Below are 17,594 nucleotides of genomic sequence, written 5' to 3' on the forward strand. Positions count from 1 at the left end.
AGGGATTGACGGGGGCGCACCTCAGCAGTAAGATGCGCTCCGCATTCGGCGAGTAGCGCAGCTTGGTAGCGCAACTGGTTTGGGACCAGTGGGTCGGAGGTTCGAATCCTCTCTCGCCGACCACATTCTGAAAAGGGCTAACCGCAAGGTTAGCCCTTTTTGCATTATGACCTTAGCCCGCCAGAGTCACCAAAACGCCCCTTATCCTGGCTTCTCCCTGCCTGTTAACGATTTTGTGACATAATCCATTGTATTTTTTTATATATAGATTGATCTTTTTTCGCGTTGCTTATGGATAACCTCAGCATTTTTCGCTGTGCGTTTTAACGTTCGCGGTATTTAGTGCTCAGATAATCACCATTCTGCAAGAAAATTTACCCATTCTGAATAAAAGTTAATCACTGATTGTTGCGAAATATGAAGATATTTGTGCTGCAAGATGGCGAGTAGCATAAATTTCCCTGCTGAAAACTGGCATACATAGTTTTTTTAATCTTTGTTTGCGGTTTCTCACACTCCACGTAAATCCCCGTCACCTGTATTGACGTTTTCACATTCTGTTGACAGATTGTAGGGCATGAGGGGCATTTCAGGGACGATCTGCGCTGCAACTCAAACGCTCTTCTGAAAGGATTCTCCATCCCTTTACTGCCTTCGGGCACCACCGACCGGACCGGGTAAAAAATAAATAAAGGTCTGGCGGCGTAACACAACAAAGCAAAACATCACATTGGAGCAGAATAATGAGTATTTCCTTGAAGAAGTCAGGGATGCTGAAGCTTGGTCTGAGCCTGGTGGCTATGACCGTGGCAGCAAGCGTACAGGCAAAAACCCTGGTTTACTGTTCTGAAGGCTCGCCGGAAGGCTTTAACCCACAGCTCTTTACCTCTGGCACGACGTACGACGCAAGCTCTGTACCGATCTATAACCGTCTGGTTGAATTCAAAACCGGCACCACCGAAGTGATTCCGGGTCTGGCTGAGAAGTGGGACGTCAGCGAAGACGGTAAGACCTATACCTTCCACCTGCGTCAGGGCGTGAAGTGGCAGGACAGCAAAGAATTTAAACCAACGCGTGACTTTAACGCCGACGACGTTGTGTTCTCCTTCGACCGTCAGAAAAATGCCCAGAACCCGTACCACAAAGTGTCGGGCGGCAGCTATGAGTACTTCGAAGGGATGGGTCTGCCTGACCTGATCTCAGAAGTGAAAAAAGTGGACGATAAAACCGTGCAGTTCGTGCTGACGCGTCCGGAAGCGCCATTCCTGGCTGACCTGGCCATGGACTTCGCCTCTATTCTCTCTAAAGAGTATGCGGACAACATGCTGAAAGCCGGCACGCCTGAGAAAGTGGACCTGAACCCAATCGGTACCGGCCCGTTCCAGCTGCTGCAGTACCAGAAAGACTCCCGTATTCTGTACAAAGCCTTCCCGGGCTACTGGGGCACCAAGCCGCAGATCGACCGTCTGGTCTTCTCCATCACGCCTGATGCGTCCGTGCGTTATGCAAAACTGCAGAAAAACGAATGCCAGGTGATGCCATACCCGAACCCGGCTGACATCGCGCGCATGAAGCAGGATAAGAACATTAACCTGCTGGAACAGGCGGGCCTGAACGTGGGCTACCTCTCCTTCAACACCGAGAAGAAACCGTTTGATGACGTGAAAGTGCGTCAGGCGCTGACCTACGCGGTGAACAAAGAAGCGATCATCAAAGCCGTTTACCAGGGCGCAGGCGTTGCAGCCAAGAACCTGATCCCACCAACTATGTGGGGCTATAACGATGACGTTAAAGACTACAGCTACGATCCTGAGAAAGCGAAAGCGCTGCTGAAAGAAGCGGGCCAGGATAAAGGCTTCACCGTTGAGCTGTGGGCGATGCCGGTACAGCGTCCGTACAACCCGAACGCACGCCGTATGGCGGAAATGGTTCAGGCTGACTGGGCGAAAGTTGGCGTACAGGCCAAGATCGTGACCTACGAGTGGGGCGAGTACCTGAAGCGCGCCAAAGCGGGTGAGCACCAGGCGGTGATGATGGGCTGGACCGGTGACAACGGGGATCCGGACAACTTCTTCGCTACCCTGTTCAGCTGCGCGGCGGCGAAAGACGGTTCTAACTACTCTCGCTGGTGCTACAAGCCGTTTGAAGACCTGATCCAGCCGGCGCGTGCGACCGACGATCACAACAAACGTATTGAGCTGTACAAGCAAGCGCAGGTTGTTATGCACGATCAGGCTCCGGCGCTGATTGTTGCTCACTCCACCGTGTATGAGCCAGTGCGTAAAGAAGTGAAGGGCTATGTGGTTGATCCACTGGGCAAACACCACTTCGAAAACGTATCGGTTGAATAATTAAAAGCAACGCCAGACGGCGCTGCGCTTGCACTGGCCTACGGAATGTAGGCCGGGTAAGCGTAGCGCCACCCGGCAGCAGTGCTTTATTTCCTCTCTGAAAGGAGAGGGAATAAGATTTGTGAGCAATACAGACGTCACGCCACTGGTCGTGCGTCATCAGAGAGAATCCGGGTTATGTTGCAGTTCATCCTCCGACGTCTGGGACTTGTTATCCCGACGTTTATCGGTATCACCCTTCTCACTTTTGCCTTCGTCCATATGATCCCCGGCGACCCGGTAATGATTATGGCGGGCGAGCGTGGTATCTCCCCTGAACGTCATGCGCAGCTTCTGGCTGAACTCGGCCTCGATAAGCCGATGTGGCAGCAGTACCTCCATTATATCTGGGGCGTGTTGCACGGTGACTTAGGGATTTCGCTAAAAAGCCGTCTTCCGGTGTGGGACGAGTTCGTGCCGCGTTTTAAAGCGACACTGGAGCTTGGCGTCTGCGCCATGATTTTCGCCACTGCGGTGGGTATTCCAGTTGGGGTACTGGCTGCCGTTAAACGTGGCTCAATTTTCGACCACACCGCTGTTGGCCTGGCGCTGACCGGCTACTCCATGCCTATCTTCTGGTGGGGCATGATGCTGATTATGCTGGTTTCGGTGCAGCTTAACCTGACGCCCGTCTCCGGGCGCGTCAGCGATATGGTTTTCCTCGATGACACCAATCCGTTGACCGGCTTTATGCTGATTGATACGGCTATCTGGGGTGAAGAGGGGAACTTCATCGATGCCGTCGCGCATATGATCCTGCCAGCCATGGTGCTGGGCACTATCCCTCTGGCGGTGATTGTGCGTATGACCCGTTCCTCCATGCTGGAAGTGCTGGGCGAAGATTACATCCGTACCGCACGCGCCAAAGGGTTAACCCGTATGCGCGTCATCATCGTACATGCGCTGCGTAACGCCATGCTGCCGGTGGTGACCGTTATTGGTCTTCAGGTGGGTACGCTGCTGGCAGGGGCTATCCTGACCGAAACCATCTTCTCCTGGCCCGGCCTCGGACGCTGGCTGATTGATGCGCTGCAACGCCGTGACTATCCGGTCGTGCAGGGCGGGGTGCTGCTGGTCGCGACGATGATTATCCTCGTCAACCTGCTGGTCGATTTGCTGTACGGCGTGGTGAACCCGCGTATTCGTCATAAGAAGTAAGGGGCCATCATGTCACACGTTTCTGAAAACAAAGTGGTTGCTGCACCGGTTCCAATGACACCGCTGCAGGAGTTCTGGCACTACTTCAAGCGCAATAAAGGTGCGGTAGTAGGGCTGGTGTATGTCGCAATCATGATCCTGATTGCGGTGTTTGCGAACTTCCTCGCACCTTATAACCCTGCGGATCAGTTCCGCGATGCGCTGCTTGCACCTCCTGCGTGGCAGGATGGCGGTAGCCTGGCGCACCTGCTGGGTACCGATGATGTAGGCCGCGATGTGCTTTCGCGTCTGATGTACGGCGCGCGTCTGTCGCTGCTGGTTGGCTGCCTGGTGGTGGTGCTGTCCCTGATTATGGGGATTGTGCTTGGTCTGGTGGCGGGTTACTTCGGCGGCATTGTCGATAACATCATTATGCGTGTTGTCGACATCATGCTGGCGCTGCCAAGCCTGCTGCTGGCGCTGGTGCTGGTGGCGATCTTCGGTCCGTCTATCGGTAACGCCGCGCTGGCGTTGACCTTCGTGGCGCTTCCTCACTACGTGCGTTTAACCCGTGCGGCGGTGCTGGTGGAAGTGAACCGCGACTACGTCACTGCGTCTCGCGTGGCGGGGGCGGGGGCGATGCGCCAGATGTTCGTCAATATCTTCCCGAACTGCCTTGCGCCGCTGATTGTTCAGGCGTCGCTCGGTTTCTCAAACGCCATTCTTGATATGGCCGCTCTTGGCTTCCTGGGCATGGGTGCGCAGCCGCCAACACCGGAGTGGGGCACGATGCTCTCCGACGTGTTGCAGTTCGCACAAAGCGCCTGGTGGGTTGTCACCTTCCCGGGTCTGGCAATCCTGCTGACGGTGCTGGCATTTAACCTGATGGGTGACGGCCTGCGTGATGCGCTTGATCCCAAACTGAAGCAGTAAGAGGCACGAGATGGCGTTATTAAATGTAGATCAATTATCGGTGCACTTCGGAGACGTTGGCACTGAGTTTCGCGCCGTGGACCGCATCAGCTACAGCGTAAATCAGGGCGAAGTGGTGGGTATTGTCGGGGAATCCGGTTCCGGTAAGTCGGTGAGCTCACTGGCGATTATGGGGCTTATCGATTATCCCGGCCGCGTGATGGCGGAAAACCTGCAATTCAATGGTCAGGATCTGAAGCGCATTTCCGAAAAACAGCGCCGCCAGCTGGTGGGCGCGGAAGTGGCGATGATTTTCCAGGACCCGATGACCAGCCTTAACCCGTGTTACACCGTCGGCTTCCAGATTATGGAAGCGATAAAGGTGCATCAGGGCGGTAATAAGAAAACCCGTCGCCAGCGCGCGATCGATCTGCTGAATCAGGTCGGTATTCCTGACCCGGCATCGCGTCTGGACGTCTACCCGCACCAGCTCTCTGGCGGGATGAGCCAGCGCGTGATGATCGCGATGGCGATTGCCTGTCGGCCAAAACTGCTGATTGCGGATGAACCGACGACGGCGCTGGACGTGACCATTCAGGCGCAAATCATCGAACTGCTGCTGGAGTTGCAGCAGCAGGAAAATATGGCGCTGGTCCTGATTACGCATGACCTGGCGCTGGTGGCCGAAGCGGCGCACAAAATCATCGTGATGTATGCAGGCCAGGTCGTCGAGACCGGAAGTTCGCACGATATCTTCCGCGCACCGCGTCACCCTTATACGCAGGCTCTGCTGCGTGCGCTGCCGGAGTTTGCCCAGGATAAAGCGCGCCTGGCGTCACTGCCGGGTGTGGTGCCGGGTAAATATGACCGTCCGCAGGGCTGTCTGCTTAACCCGCGCTGTCCGTATGCGACGGACAAATGCCGGGCGAAGGAGCCAGAGCTGAACCAGCTTGCTGACGGCCGTCAGTCGAAATGCCACTACCCACTCGATGATGCCGGGAGGCCAACACTATGAGTATGCAACAGGCCACCACGCAACAACCGCTGTTGCAGGCCATCGACCTGAAAAAACACTACCCGGTGAAGAAGGGGATTTTTGCCCCTGAGCGCCTGGTGAAAGCGCTGGACGGCGTCTCCTTTACCCTCGAACGCGGCAAAACGCTGGCGGTGGTTGGGGAGTCGGGCTGTGGTAAATCTACGCTGGGCCGTCTGTTGACGATGATTGAAGTCCCGACCGGCGGTGAACTTTATTATCAGGGGCAGGATCTGCTCAAACACGATCCTCAGGCGCAGAAGTTGCGTCGCCAGAAAATCCAGATTGTGTTCCAGAACCCGTACGGTTCTCTGAACCCGCGTAAAAAAGTGGGACAGATTCTGGAAGAGCCGCTGCTCATTAACAGTAATCTGAGCAAAGAGCAGCGCCGCGAAAAAGCGCTGGCGATGATGGCGAAGGTCGGCCTGAAAACCGAGCATTATGACCGCTACCCGCATATGTTCTCCGGCGGCCAGCGTCAGCGTATCGCCATCGCCCGCGGCCTGATGCTCGACCCGGACGTGGTGATTGCCGATGAGCCCGTCTCCGCGCTCGACGTTTCCGTGCGTGCGCAGGTGCTGAACCTGATGATGGATCTCCAGCAGGAACTGGGACTCTCTTACGTGTTCATCTCCCACGATCTGTCGGTTGTCGAACACATTGCGGATGAAGTGATGGTGATGTACCTGGGTCGCTGCGTGGAGAAGGGGAGCAAAGACCAGATCTTTACTAACCCGCGTCACCCGTATACCCAGGCCCTGCTGTCTGCGACGCCGCGTCTCAACCCGGACGATCGCCGTGAGCGTATTAAGCTGACGGGTGAGTTGCCAAGCCCGCTGAATCCGCCTCCTGGGTGTGCATTTAACGCCCGCTGCAGTCGCCGTTTTGGTCCCTGCACGCAGCTGCAGCCGCAGCTGAAGGATTATGGTGGTCAACTGGTCGCCTGTTTCGCGGTCGATCAGGATGAAAATGGCGAGAAGCCACATGCATAAAGAAAAAAACCGGCGTTAAGCCGGTTTTTTTATGTCTGCGCAATTATTTCCGCAAGCGAATCTGGTCGACTGCGTGCTTCTCGCTCTTGGTGAGGATCAGACTTGCGCGTTCGCGCGTCGGCAGGATGTTCTCTTTCAGGTTCACGTAGTTGATCTCATTCCACAGCCCCGTCGCCACCTTAATGGCCTCTTCTTTTGACAGCTGCGCATAGTTATGGAAGTAAGAGTCAGGATCGGTGAACGCGCCTTCCCGGAACTTCAGGAAGCGGTTGATGTACCAGCTCTGGAGAAGATCTTCCGGCGCATCAACATATATAGAGAAATCGACGAAGTCTGAAACGAACACATGATGTGGGTCATGAGGATAATCCATCCCGCTCTGCAGGACGTTTAACCCTTCCAGGATCAGGATATCCGGCTGGACCACCGTTTTATCCCCATCCGGGATACGATCGTAGATCAGGTGTGAATAGACCGGTGCCGTGACGTGAGGCACCCCGGATTTCAGGTCAGAGACAAATTTCACCAGACGGTGCATATCATAAGAGAGCGGGAAGCCCTTCTTCTTCATTAGCCCGCGTTCTTTTAATACTTCGTTCGGGTGCAGGAAGCCGTCGGTGGTAATTAACTCAACGCTGCGGTGTTCAGGCCAGCGGCTCAACAGCGCCTGCAATACGCGCGCGGTGGTGCTTTTACCCACGGCCACGCTGCCCGCAATGCTGATGATATAAGGAATGCGCTGACCGTTCGTTCCGAGGAACTGCTCCAGTACCGCCTGACGGCGCAGGTTGGAGCTGATATAGAAGTTAAGCAAGCGAGAAAGGGGGAGATAAATTTCTGCCACCTCTTCCAGGGACAGATCTTCGTTTATCCCTTTTAACCGTGCGATTTCACCTTCCGTCAGCGTCATAGGGACGGAATCACGCAGGGCAGCCCACTGGCTGCGGTTAAAGTGAAGATAAGGCGTCATTAACGTTTGCTCTTTTTTGCTCATAAGCATGCTTCAGTGAGCCAGCTCAATACTGCCGGATCGTGGCTCATCACACAGTTAATTTTGGACAATGGGCAGGAGGTTAACACCAGATGGCAGGAATAATAAGAAAAAAGATGGAAAGCGCTACGTTACGCGGAAGCCGTCACGCTACGGTGTATCCCGTGCAAACGACCCTTGCATGTTGATTATTTGACCGCGAATGACTACTTTTACAGCGCTTAGTATGCTGTTCGCATAAAATGTGAGCGAAAGAACGTTTTATGCAAATTTTTAGTTGCATGACCGCGCAGGTATCCATAGAATGCGCGCTACTTGATGCCGACTTAGCTCAGTAGGTAGAGCAACTGACTTGTAATCAGTAGGTCACCAGTTCGATTCCGGTAGTCGGCACCATCAAGTCCGGTGGGGTTCCCGAGCGGCCAAAGGGAGCAGACTGTAAATCTGCCGTCACAGACTTCGAAGGTTCGAATCCTTCCCCCACCACCACTTTCTGGCAGCGTAAATGCCGCCGGAGCTGGTTGGAAAAATTAGCCAGCTCAAACTGAAAAAGAGAGAAATCTCTTTTTTTGTTACAGAAAGAACTGGGTAGCCGAGTTTCAGGATGCGGGCATCGTATAATGGCTATTACCTCAGCCTTCCAAGCTGATGATGCGGGTTCGATTCCCGCTGCCCGCTCCAATACGTGCTGATATGGCTCAGTTGGTAGAGCGCACCCTTGGTAAGGGTGAGGTCCCCAGTTCGACTCTGGGTATCAGCACCACTTCACTTCTCCTTCCCGTTTCTCTCTGTTTCAATTTTACTGTATTCAACAATTCAGGCATTTCGCCTGGTTGATGTGGTGATATCACCGATTTATCCGTGTCTTAGAGGGACAATCGATGTCTAAAGAAAAGTTTGAACGTACAAAACCGCACGTTAACGTCGGTACTATCGGCCACGTTGACCATGGTAAAACAACGCTGACCGCTGCAATCACTACCGTTCTGGCTAAAACCTACGGTGGTTCTGCTCGTGCATTCGACCAGATCGATAACGCACCAGAAGAAAAAGCTCGTGGTATCACCATCAACACTTCTCACGTTGAATACGACACCCCGACTCGCCACTACGCACACGTAGATTGCCCAGGCCACGCCGACTATGTTAAAAACATGATCACCGGTGCTGCGCAGATGGACGGCGCGATCCTGGTTGTTGCTGCGACTGACGGCCCAATGCCTCAGACTCGTGAGCACATCCTGCTGGGTCGTCAGGTAGGCGTTCCTTACATCATCGTGTTCCTGAACAAGTGTGACATGGTTGATGACGAAGAGCTGCTGGAACTGGTAGAGATGGAAGTTCGTGAACTGCTGTCTCAGTACGATTTCCCAGGCGACGACACCCCAATCGTTCGTGGTTCCGCGCTGAAAGCGCTGGAAGGCGACGCTGAGTGGGAAGCGAAAATCATCGAACTGGCTGGCTACCTGGATTCTTATATCCCAGAACCAGAGCGTGCGATTGACAAGCCATTCCTGCTGCCAATCGAAGACGTATTCTCCATCTCCGGTCGTGGTACCGTTGTTACCGGTCGTGTAGAGCGCGGTATCATCAAAGTTGGTGAAGAAGTTGAAATCGTTGGTATCAAAGAGACTGCGAAGTCTACCTGTACTGGCGTTGAAATGTTCCGCAAACTGCTGGACGAAGGCCGTGCCGGTGAGAACGTTGGTGTTCTGCTGCGTGGTATCAAACGTGAAGAAATCGAACGTGGTCAGGTTCTGGCGAAGCCAGGCTCAATCAAGCCACACACCAAGTTCGAATCTGAAGTGTACATCCTGTCCAAAGACGAAGGCGGCCGTCATACTCCGTTCTTCAAAGGCTACCGTCCACAGTTCTACTTCCGTACAACTGACGTGACCGGTACCATCGAACTGCCAGAAGGCGTTGAGATGGTAATGCCAGGCGACAACATCAAGATGGTTGTGACTCTGATCCACCCAATCGCGATGGATGACGGTCTGCGTTTCGCAATCCGTGAAGGTGGCCGTACCGTTGGCGCGGGCGTGGTTGCTAAAGTTCTCGGCTAATTGCTGATAACATTTGACGCAATGCGCAATAAAAGGGCATCATTTGATGCCCTTTTTGCACGCTTTCAGATCAGAACCTGGCTCATCAGTGATTATTTTTGTCATAATCATTGCTGAGACAGGCTCTGCAGAGAGCGTATAATCCGAAAAGCGAATGAGCATTTCGATTTGGTTTGCCTCGCAATCGCGGGGTGAAAATGTTTGTAGAATACTTCTGACAGGTTGGTTTATGAGTGCGAATACCGAAGCTCAAGGGAGCGGGCGCGGCCTGGAAGCGATGAAATGGGTAGTGGTAGCCGTTCTGCTGATCGTAGCGATTGTCGGCAACTACCTTTATCGTGACATTATGCTGCCGCTACGCGCGCTTGCAGTGGTAATTCTGATTGCTGCAGCGGGTGGTGTCGCGCTGTTGACGACGAAAGGCAAAGCGACTGTCGCTTTTGCACGCGAAGCGCGTACCGAAGTCCGCAAGGTGATTTGGCCGACTCGCCAGGAAACATTGCACACCACGCTGATTGTAGCGGCGGTTACCGCTGTAATGTCACTGATCCTGTGGGGACTGGATGGTATTCTGGTTCGCCTGGTATCCTTTATCACTGGCCTGAGGTTCTGAGATGTCTGAAGCCCCTAAAAAGCGCTGGTACGTCGTTCAGGCGTTTTCCGGTTTTGAAGGCCGCGTAGCAACGTCGCTGCGTGAGCATATCAAATTACACAACATGGAAGAGTTATTTGGCGAAGTTATGGTTCCGACCGAAGAAGTGGTTGAGATCCGTGGCGGCCAGCGTCGCAAAAGCGAGCGCAAATTCTTCCCGGGTTACGTGCTGGTTCAGATGGTTATGAACGACGCGAGCTGGCACCTGGTGCGCAGCGTACCGCGCGTGATGGGCTTTATCGGCGGCACGTCTGACCGTCCGGCGCCAATCAGCGACAAAGAAGTTGATGCGATTATGAACCGCCTGCAGCAGGTGGGTGATAAGCCGCGTCCGAAAACGCTGTTTGAGCCGGGTGAAATGGTTCGTGTTAATGACGGTCCGTTTGCTGACTTTAATGGTGTGGTTGAAGAAGTGGACTACGAGAAGTCCCGCCTGAAAGTCTCCGTCTCTATCTTCGGTCGTGCGACCCCGGTAGAACTGGACTTTGCTCAGGTAGAGAAAGCCTAAGCAGCGATCAAAAAAGCGGCGATTTAATCGTTGCACAAGGCGCGAGATTGGAATACAATTTCGCGCCTTTTGTTTTTATGGGTCTCGGCCCGTAAAACGAATTTTATTCACGGGGAGCCTCCCTGAGGCGCTATTACCCAATCAGAGGATTTTAGAATGGCTAAGAAAGTACAAGCCTACGTCAAGCTGCAGGTTGCAGCTGGTATGGCGAACCCAAGTCCACCAGTTGGTCCAGCTCTGGGTCAGCAGGGTGTGAACATCATGGAATTCTGTAAAGCGTTCAACGCCAAAACCGAATCCCTGGAAAAAGGTCTGCCAATCCCAGTTGTAATCACTGTTTACGCTGACCGTTCTTTCACTTTCGTTACCAAAACCCCTCCAGCAGCAGTTCTGCTGAAGAAAGCGGCGGGTATCAAGTCTGGTTCCGGTAAACCGAACAAAGACAAAGTGGGTAAAATTTCCCGCGCTCAGCTGCAGGAAATCGCGCAGACCAAAGCTGCCGACATGACTGGTGCCGACATTGAAGCGATGACTCGCTCCATCGAAGGTACTGCACGTTCCATGGGCCTGGTAGTGGAGGACTAAGAAATGGCTAAACTGACCAAGCGCATGTCCGTGATCCGTGACAAAGTTGATGCGACCAAACAGTACGACATCAACGAAGCTATCGCTCTGCTGAAAGAACTGGCTACTGCTAAGTTCGTTGAAAGCGTTGACGTTGCTGTTAACCTGGGCATCGATGCTCGTAAATCTGATCAGAACGTTCGTGGTGCAACTGTACTGCCACACGGTACTGGCCGTTCCGTTCGCGTAGCTGTATTTACTCAGGGTGCAAACGCAGAAGCTGCTAAAGCTGCTGGCGCTGAACTGGTAGGTATGGAAGATCTGGCTGACCAGATCAAGAAAGGCGAAATGAACTTCGACGTTGTTATCGCATCTCCAGATGCAATGCGCGTTGTTGGCCAGCTGGGCCAGGTTCTGGGTCCACGTGGCCTGATGCCAAACCCGAAAGTGGGTACTGTAACGCCTAACGTTGCTGAAGCGGTTAAGAATGCTAAAGCAGGTCAGGTTCGTTATCGTAACGACAAAAACGGCATCATCCACACCACCATCGGTAAAGTGGACTTTGACGCTGACAAACTGAAAGAAAACCTGGAAGCTCTGCTGGTTGCGCTGAAAAAAGCAAAACCAACTCAGGCGAAAGGCGTGTACATCAAGAAAGTTAGCATCTCCACCACCATGGGTGCAGGTGTTGCAGTTGACCAGGCTGGCCTGAGCGCTGCTGCAAACTAATGCCTTTACGTGGGCGGTGATTTTGTCTACAATCTTACCCCCACGTTTGCTAACAAAAGTTAGCGGCTAAAAGAATTGTTCGTTGGAGCCTGGCCTAATCCAGGCCTCCGTCGAAGACCGCAGGTGTTTCGCAAGAGACTTAATCCCCTGCGTAGACGGTGACAGAACGCTAAGATTATTTTTGGATATTCTGGCTTGTTTCTGCTCACCGTATTAAGACGCTCTTTCCGTTTGGGAGAGTGAAGTGAGTTCCGGAACATGAGTTCCGGCAAACATCCAGGAGCAAAGCTAATGGCTTTAAATCTTCAAGACAAACAAGCGATTGTTGCTGAAGTCAGCGAAGTAGCCAAAGGCGCGCTGTCTGCAGTAGTTGCGGATTCCCGTGGCGTTACTGTAGACAAAATGACTGAACTGCGTAAAGCAGGTCGTGAAGCTGGCGTATACATGCGTGTTGTTCGTAACACCCTGCTGCGTCGCGTAGTTGAAGGTACTCCTTTCGAGTGCCTGAAAGACACGTTTGTTGGTCCGACCCTGATTGCATACTCTATGGAACACCCGGGCGCTGCTGCTCGTCTGTTCAAAGAGTTCGCGAAAGCGAATGCAAAATTTGAGGTCAAAGCTGCAGCCTTTGAAGGTGAGTTGATCCCGGCATCGCAAATCGATCGCCTGGCAACCCTGCCGACCTACGAAGAAGCAATTGCACGCCTGATGGCAACCATGAAAGAAGCTTCGGCTGGCAAACTGGTTCGCACTCTGGCTGCTGTTCGCGATGCAAAAGAAGCTGCTTAATCGCAGTTATCTTTATAAAGCATTTGCTTACGTATAAACTTATTCTGATTTTCAGGAACAATTTAAATGTCTATCACTAAAGATCAAATCATTGAAGCAGTTGCCGCTATGTCCGTAATGGACGTTGTAGAACTGATTTCTGCAATGGAAGAAAAATTCGGTGTTTCTGCTGCTGCCGCTGTAGCTGTTGCTGCTGGCCCAGCTGCTGACGCTGCTGAAGAAAAAACTGAATTCGACGTAATTCTGAAAGCTGCAGGCGCTAACAAAGTTGCTGTTATCAAAGCAGTACGTGGCGCAACTGGCCTGGGTCTGAAAGAAGCTAAAGACCTGGTAGAATCTGCTCCAGCTGCGCTGAAAGAAGGCGTGAGCAAAGACGACGCAGAAGCACTGAAAAAATCTCTGGAAGAAGCTGGCGCTGAAGTTGAAGTTAAATAAGCCAACCCTTCTGGTTGCAGCCTAAGCAATTAGGCTGATGGCTGGTGACTTTTTAGTCACCAGCCTTTTTGCGCTGTAAGGCATCAGTAGCATTTCACACTGTTTGACTGCTGATTGTCCTGACAATGCATGTTTCTATCGACGACTTAATATATTGCGACAGGGTGCTCGCTCTGTGTAAATCGCGACGAAATGATTTAAGCGTGATAGCAACAGGTATTGCGGAAAGTATTCAATTTTCCGGTCCACAAAATGGTGTTGCACAAACTGTCCCTTCGTCGGACAGATGGGTCGACTTGTCAGCGAGCTGAGGAACCCTATGGTTTACTCCTATACCGAGAAAAAACGTATTCGTAAGGATTTTGGTAAACGTCCACAAGTTCTGGACATTCCATATCTCCTTTCTATCCAGCTTGACTCGTTCCAGAAGTTTATCGAGCAAGATCCTGAAGGGCAGTACGGTCTGGAAGCCGCCTTCCGTTCCGTGTTCCCGATTCAGAGCTACAGCGGTAACTCCGAGCTGCAGTACGTCAGCTACCGCCTTGGCGAACCGGTGTTTGACGTTCAGGAATGTCAGATCCGTGGCGTGACCTATTCCGCACCGCTGCGCGTAAAACTGCGTCTGGTGATCTACGAGCGCGAAGCGCCGGAAGGCACCGTAAAAGACATTAAAGAACAAGAAGTCTACATGGGTGAAATTCCACTCATGACAGACAACGGTACTTTCGTTATCAACGGTACTGAGCGTGTTATCGTTTCCCAGCTGCATCGTAGCCCGGGCGTCTTCTTCGACAGCGATAAAGGTAAAACACACTCTTCCGGTAAAGTACTGTATAACGCACGCATCATTCCTTACCGTGGTTCATGGCTGGACTTCGAGTTCGATCCAAAAGACAACCTGTTTGTCCGTATCGACCGTCGTCGTAAGCTGCCTGCAACCATCATTCTGCGTGCGCTGCAATATACCACTGAGCAGATCCTGGACCTGTTCTTTGAGAAAGTGATCTTTGAAATCCGCGACAACAAGCTGCAGATGGAGCTGGTGCCGGAACGTCTGCGTGGTGAGACCGCGTCGTTCGACATCGAAGCCGACGGCAAAGTGTATGTGGAAAAAGGTCGCCGTATCACCGCGCGCCACATCCGCCAGCTGGAAAAAGATGATATCAAACACATCGAAGTTCCGGTTGAGTACATTGCAGGAAAAGTAGCCGCGAAAGATTACGTTGATGAATCAACTGGCGAGCTGATCTGCCCGGCTAACATGGAGCTGAGCCTGGATCTGCTGGCTAAGCTGAGCCAGTCTGGCCACAAACGTATCGAAACGCTGTTCACCAACGACCTGGACCACGGTCCTTATATCTCTGAGACTATCCGCGTCGACCCAACGACCGATCGTCTGAGCGCGCTGGTTGAAATCTACCGCATGATGCGTCCTGGTGAGCCACCAACTCGCGAAGCGGCTGAAAGCCTGTTCGAGAACCTGTTCTTCTCCGAAGACCGCTACGATTTGTCCGCGGTAGGTCGTATGAAGTTCAACCGTTCTCTGCTGCGTGATGAGATCGAAGGTTCCGGTATCCTGAGCAAAGACGACATCATCGAAGTGATGAAGAAGCTCATCGATATCCGTAACGGTAAAGGCGAAGTGGACGATATCGACCACCTCGGCAACCGTCGTATCCGTTCCGTAGGCGAAATGGCGGAAAACCAGTTCCGCGTTGGCCTGGTACGTGTTGAGCGTGCGGTTAAAGAGCGTCTGTCTCTGGGCGATCTGGATACCCTGATGCCTCAGGATATGATCAACGCCAAGCCGATTTCTGCGGCAGTGAAAGAGTTCTTCGGTTCCAGCCAGCTGTCTCAGTTCATGGACCAGAACAACCCGCTGTCTGAGATTACGCACAAACGTCGTATCTCTGCACTCGGCCCAGGCGGTCTGACCCGTGAACGTGCAGGCTTCGAAGTTCGAGACGTACACCCGACGCACTATGGTCGCGTATGTCCAATCGAAACGCCTGAAGGTCCAAACATCGGTCTGATCAACTCCCTGTCCGTGTACGCACAGACAAACGAATACGGTTTCCTCGAAACGCCGTATCGTAAAGTCACCGACGGTGTTGTAACCGACGAAATTCATTACCTGTCTGCTATCGAAGAAGGCAACTACGTTATCGCTCAGGCGAACTCCAACCTGGATGACGAAGGCCACTTTGTAGAAGATCTGGTTACCTGCCGTAGCAAAGGCGAATCCAGCTTGTTCAGCCGCGACCAGGTTGACTACATGGACGTATCCACCCAGCAGGTGGTATCCGTCGGTGCGTCCCTGATCCCGTTCCTGGAACACGATGACGCCAACCGTGCATTGATGGGTGCGAACATGCAACGTCAGGCCGTTCCAACTCTGCGTGCTGATAAGCCGCTGGTTGGTACCGGTATGGAACGTGCTGTTGCCGTTGACTCCGGTGTTACTGCAGTTGCTAAGCGTGGCGGTACCGTTCAGTACGTTGACGCATCCCGTATCGTTATCAAAGTTAACGAAGACGAGATGTATCCGGGCGAAGCGGGTATCGACATCTACAACCTGACCAAATACACCCGTTCTAACCAGAACACCTGTATCAACCAGATGCCTTGTGTATCTCTGGGTGAGCCAGTTGAGCGCGGCGACGTGCTGGCAGACGGTCCGTCCACCGACCTCGGTGAACTGGCGCTCGGTCAGAACATGCGCGTAGCGTTCATGCCGTGGAACGGTTACAACTTCGAAGACTCCATCCTCGTCTCCGAGCGTGTGGTTCAGGAAGATCGTTTCACCACCATCCACATTCAGGAACTGGCATGTGTGTCCCGTGACACCAAGCTGGGGCCAGAAGAGATCACGGCCGACATCCCTAACGTGGGTGAAGCAGCGCTCTCCAAACTGGATGAATCCGGTATTGTTTACATCGGTGCGGAAGTGACCGGCGGTGACATTCTGGTTGGTAAGGTGACGCCGAAAGGTGAAACCCAGCTGACGCCAGAAGAGAAACTGCTGCGTGCCATCTTCGGTGAGAAAGCGTCTGACGTTAAAGACTCTTCTCTGCGCGTACCAAACGGTGTTTCCGGTACGGTTATCGACGTTCAGGTCTTCACCCGTGATGGCGTTGAGAAAGATAAACGTGCGCTGGAAATCGAAGAAATGCAGCTCAAGCAGGCCAAGAAAGACCTGTCTGAAGAACTGCAGATCCTCGAAGCAGGTCTGTTCAGCCGTATTTATGCGGTGCTGGTTGCCGGTGGCGTTGAAGCTGAGAAGCTCGACAAACTGCCACGCGATCGCTGGCTGGAACTGGGCCTGACCGACGAAGAGAAACAGAATCAGCTGGAACAGCTGGCTGAGCAGTATGACGAACTGAAACACGAGTTCGAGAAAAAACTCGAAGCGAAACGCCGCAAAATCACTCAGGGCGACGATCTGGCACCAGGCGTGCTGAAGATTGTTAAGGTGTATCTGGCCGTTAAACGTCAGATCCAGCCTGGTGATAAGATGGCAGGTCGTCACGGTAACAAGGGTGTTATCTCTAAGATCAACCCGATCGAAGATATGCCGCACGATGCTAACGGTACTCCGGTAGATATCGTACTGAACCCACTGGGCGTACCGTCTCGTATGAACATCGGTCAGATTCTGGAAACCCACCTGGGTATGGCTGCGAAAGGTATCGGCGACAAGATCAACGCCATGCTGAAACAGCAGCAGGAAGTCGCGAAACTGCGCGAATTCATCCAGCGTGCCTACGATCTGGGTACCGACGTTCGTCAGAAAGTCGACCTGAACACCTTCAGCGATGAAGAAGTGCTGCGTCTGGCAGAGAACCTGCGCAAAGGTATGCCAATTGCAACGCCGGTCTTCGACGGTGCAAAAGAAGCTGAAATTAAAGAGCTGCTGCAACTGGGTGGTCTGCCAACGTCTGGTCAGATTACGCTGTTTGACGGCCGTACCGGTGAACAGTTTGAGCGTCCGGTAACCGTAGGTTACATGTACATGCTGAAACTGAACCACCTGGTCGACGACAAAATGCACGCTCGTTCTACCGGTTCTTACAGCCTGGTTACTCAGCAGCCGCTGGGTGGTAAGGCACAGTTCGGTGGTCAGCGCTTCGGGGAGATGGAAGTGTGGGCGCTGGAAGCATACGGCGCGGCATACACCCTGCAGGAAATGCTCACCGTTAAGTCTGATGACGTGAACGGTCGTACCAAGATGTATAAAAACATCGTGGACGGCAACCATCAGATGGAACCGGGCATGCCAGAGTCCTTCAACGTACTGTTGAAAGAGATTCGTTCGCTGGGTATCAACATCGAACTGGAAGACGAGTAATTCTCGCTCAAACAGGTCACTGGTGCCGGGTTAACCCCCGGCACCGGA

14 protein-coding genes and 5 tRNA genes are annotated in these 17,594 nt (G+C 53.0%); 18 read left to right on the forward strand and 1 reads right to left on the reverse strand.

The genetic code is table 11. The features are described 5' to 3' along the window. Window positions 1-46: 46 nt before the first annotated feature. The 6 genes from G0034_RS00880 (at window position 47) to dppF (ending at window position 6,464) form a co-directional block, all read left to right on the forward strand. Window positions 47-123 (forward strand) — tRNA-Pro (locus G0034_RS00880). 620 nt (window positions 124-743) lie between these two features. Next, window positions 744-2,351, forward strand: a complete 1,608-nt coding sequence (gene dppA / locus G0034_RS00885) for a dipeptide ABC transporter periplasmic-binding protein DppA (RefSeq protein WP_014882056.1) — start codon at window positions 744-746, stop codon at window positions 2,349-2,351. Between the two features lie 177 nt (window positions 2,352-2,528). Beyond that, a complete protein-coding gene (gene dppB / locus G0034_RS00890; protein ID WP_014882057.1) occupies window positions 2,529-3,548 on the forward strand; it encodes a dipeptide ABC transporter permease DppB in 1,020 nt (339 codons plus the stop codon). A gap of 9 nt (window positions 3,549-3,557) precedes the next feature. Beyond that, window positions 3,558-4,460 carry a dipeptide ABC transporter permease DppC gene (gene dppC, locus G0034_RS00895; protein WP_014882058.1) on the forward strand — a complete coding sequence of 301 codons (903 nt, stop codon included), beginning with the start codon at window positions 3,558-3,560 and terminating at the stop codon, window positions 4,458-4,460. 10 nt (window positions 4,461-4,470) lie between these two features. Then, window positions 4,471-5,454, forward strand: coding sequence for a dipeptide ABC transporter ATP-binding protein (gene dppD / locus G0034_RS00900; RefSeq protein WP_014882059.1), 984 nt, complete (start codon window positions 4,471-4,473; stop codon window positions 5,452-5,454). Next, window positions 5,451-6,464: a dipeptide ABC transporter ATP-binding subunit DppF gene (gene dppF / locus G0034_RS00905; RefSeq protein ID WP_014882060.1), complete on the forward strand. Its 1,014-nt coding sequence runs from the start codon at window positions 5,451-5,453 to the stop codon at window positions 6,462-6,464. The genes dppD and dppF overlap by 4 nt, the downstream gene beginning before the upstream one ends. Window positions 6,465-6,507: 43 nt before the next feature. Here the strand turns inward: dppF and coaA are convergent, their stop codons facing one another. Further along, window positions 6,508-7,458: a type I pantothenate kinase gene (gene coaA, locus G0034_RS00910; RefSeq protein ID WP_014882061.1), complete on the reverse strand. Its 951-nt coding sequence runs from the start codon at window positions 7,456-7,458 to the stop codon at window positions 6,508-6,510. Window positions 7,459-7,775: 317 nt separating this feature from the next. Here coaA and G0034_RS00915 point away from each other — a divergent pair. From G0034_RS00915 to rpoB, 12 genes are all read left to right on the forward strand, one after another. Beyond that, window positions 7,776-7,851, forward strand: a tRNA-Thr gene (locus G0034_RS00915). An 8-nt stretch (window positions 7,852-7,859) separates the two neighbouring features. After that, window positions 7,860-7,944: transfer RNA gene (locus G0034_RS00920), tRNA-Tyr, on the forward strand. 117 nt (window positions 7,945-8,061) lie between these two features. Continuing rightward, window positions 8,062-8,136, forward strand: a tRNA-Gly gene (locus G0034_RS00925). Between the two features lie 6 nt (window positions 8,137-8,142). After that, window positions 8,143-8,218: transfer RNA gene (locus G0034_RS00930), tRNA-Thr, on the forward strand. Window positions 8,219-8,336: 118 nt separating this feature from the next. Then, entirely contained in the window at window positions 8,337-9,521 is a 1,185-nt protein-coding gene (gene tuf, locus G0034_RS00935) for an elongation factor Tu (protein ID WP_013094997.1), read from the forward strand. Between the two features lie 229 nt (window positions 9,522-9,750). Further along, window positions 9,751-10,134 (forward strand): preprotein translocase subunit SecE, encoded by a 384-nt coding sequence (gene secE / locus G0034_RS00940; RefSeq protein ID WP_013094999.1) that lies wholly within the window; start codon window positions 9,751-9,753, stop codon window positions 10,132-10,134. A gap of 1 nt (window position 10,135) precedes the next feature. Beyond that, complete coding sequence (gene nusG, locus G0034_RS00945; protein ID WP_003862341.1) at window positions 10,136-10,681, forward strand: transcription termination/antitermination protein NusG; 546 nt, start codon at window positions 10,136-10,138, stop codon at window positions 10,679-10,681. A 156-nt stretch (window positions 10,682-10,837) separates the two neighbouring features. Continuing rightward, window positions 10,838-11,266 (forward strand): 50S ribosomal protein L11, encoded by a 429-nt coding sequence (rplK, locus tag G0034_RS00950; protein ID WP_008503452.1) that lies wholly within the window; start codon window positions 10,838-10,840, stop codon window positions 11,264-11,266. A 3-nt stretch (window positions 11,267-11,269) separates the two neighbouring features. After that, window positions 11,270-11,974 carry a 50S ribosomal protein L1 gene (rplA, locus tag G0034_RS00955; protein ID WP_013095000.1) on the forward strand — a complete coding sequence of 235 codons (705 nt, stop codon included), beginning with the start codon at window positions 11,270-11,272 and terminating at the stop codon, window positions 11,972-11,974. Window positions 11,975-12,265: 291 nt separating this feature from the next. Continuing rightward, a complete protein-coding gene (gene rplJ, locus G0034_RS00960; protein WP_004097644.1) occupies window positions 12,266-12,763 on the forward strand; it encodes a 50S ribosomal protein L10 in 498 nt (165 codons plus the stop codon). Window positions 12,764-12,829: 66 nt separating this feature from the next. Next, window positions 12,830-13,198, forward strand: a complete 369-nt coding sequence (gene rplL, locus G0034_RS00965) for a 50S ribosomal protein L7/L12 (protein WP_014882064.1) — start codon at window positions 12,830-12,832, stop codon at window positions 13,196-13,198. A gap of 319 nt (window positions 13,199-13,517) precedes the next feature. After that, the gene (rpoB, locus tag G0034_RS00970) at window positions 13,518-17,546 is read left to right on the forward strand and encodes a DNA-directed RNA polymerase subunit beta (RefSeq protein WP_014882065.1); all 4,029 of its coding nucleotides are present in this window, start codon (window positions 13,518-13,520) and stop codon (window positions 17,544-17,546) included. Window positions 17,547-17,594: the final 48 nt, after the last annotated feature.

It is taken from the genome of Enterobacter sp. T2 (assembly GCF_010692925.1).
Classification (GTDB): Bacteria; Pseudomonadota; Gammaproteobacteria; order Enterobacterales; family Enterobacteriaceae; genus Enterobacter; species Enterobacter kobei.

Bases quoted from the DNA above. Each gene is read 5' to 3' on its own strand.
- dppA (WP_014882056.1), top strand. From the start codon at position 744: ATGAGTATTTCCTTGAAGAAGTCAGGGATGCTGAAGCTTGGTCTGAGC.
- dppB (WP_014882057.1), top strand. From the start codon at position 2,529: ATGTTGCAGTTCATCCTCCGACGTCTGGGACTTGTTATCCCGACGTTT.
- dppC (WP_014882058.1), top strand. From the start codon at position 3,558: ATGTCACACGTTTCTGAAAACAAAGTGGTTGCTGCACCGGTTCCAATG.
- dppD (WP_014882059.1), top strand. From the start codon at position 4,471: ATGGCGTTATTAAATGTAGATCAATTATCGGTGCACTTCGGAGACGTT.
- dppF (WP_014882060.1), top strand. From the start codon at position 5,451: ATGAGTATGCAACAGGCCACCACGCAACAACCGCTGTTGCAGGCCATC.
- coaA (WP_014882061.1), bottom strand. From the start codon at position 7,458: ATGAGCAAAAAAGAGCAAACGTTAATGACGCCTTATCTTCACTTTAAC.
- tuf (WP_013094997.1), top strand. From the start codon at position 8,337: ATGTCTAAAGAAAAGTTTGAACGTACAAAACCGCACGTTAACGTCGGT.
- secE (WP_013094999.1), top strand. From the start codon at position 9,751: ATGAGTGCGAATACCGAAGCTCAAGGGAGCGGGCGCGGCCTGGAAGCG.
- nusG (WP_003862341.1), top strand. From the start codon at position 10,136: ATGTCTGAAGCCCCTAAAAAGCGCTGGTACGTCGTTCAGGCGTTTTCC.
- rplK (WP_008503452.1), top strand. From the start codon at position 10,838: ATGGCTAAGAAAGTACAAGCCTACGTCAAGCTGCAGGTTGCAGCTGGT.
- rplA (WP_013095000.1), top strand. From the start codon at position 11,270: ATGGCTAAACTGACCAAGCGCATGTCCGTGATCCGTGACAAAGTTGAT.
- rplJ (WP_004097644.1), top strand. From the start codon at position 12,266: ATGGCTTTAAATCTTCAAGACAAACAAGCGATTGTTGCTGAAGTCAGC.
- rplL (WP_014882064.1), top strand. From the start codon at position 12,830: ATGTCTATCACTAAAGATCAAATCATTGAAGCAGTTGCCGCTATGTCC.
- rpoB (WP_014882065.1), top strand. From the start codon at position 13,518: ATGGTTTACTCCTATACCGAGAAAAAACGTATTCGTAAGGATTTTGGT.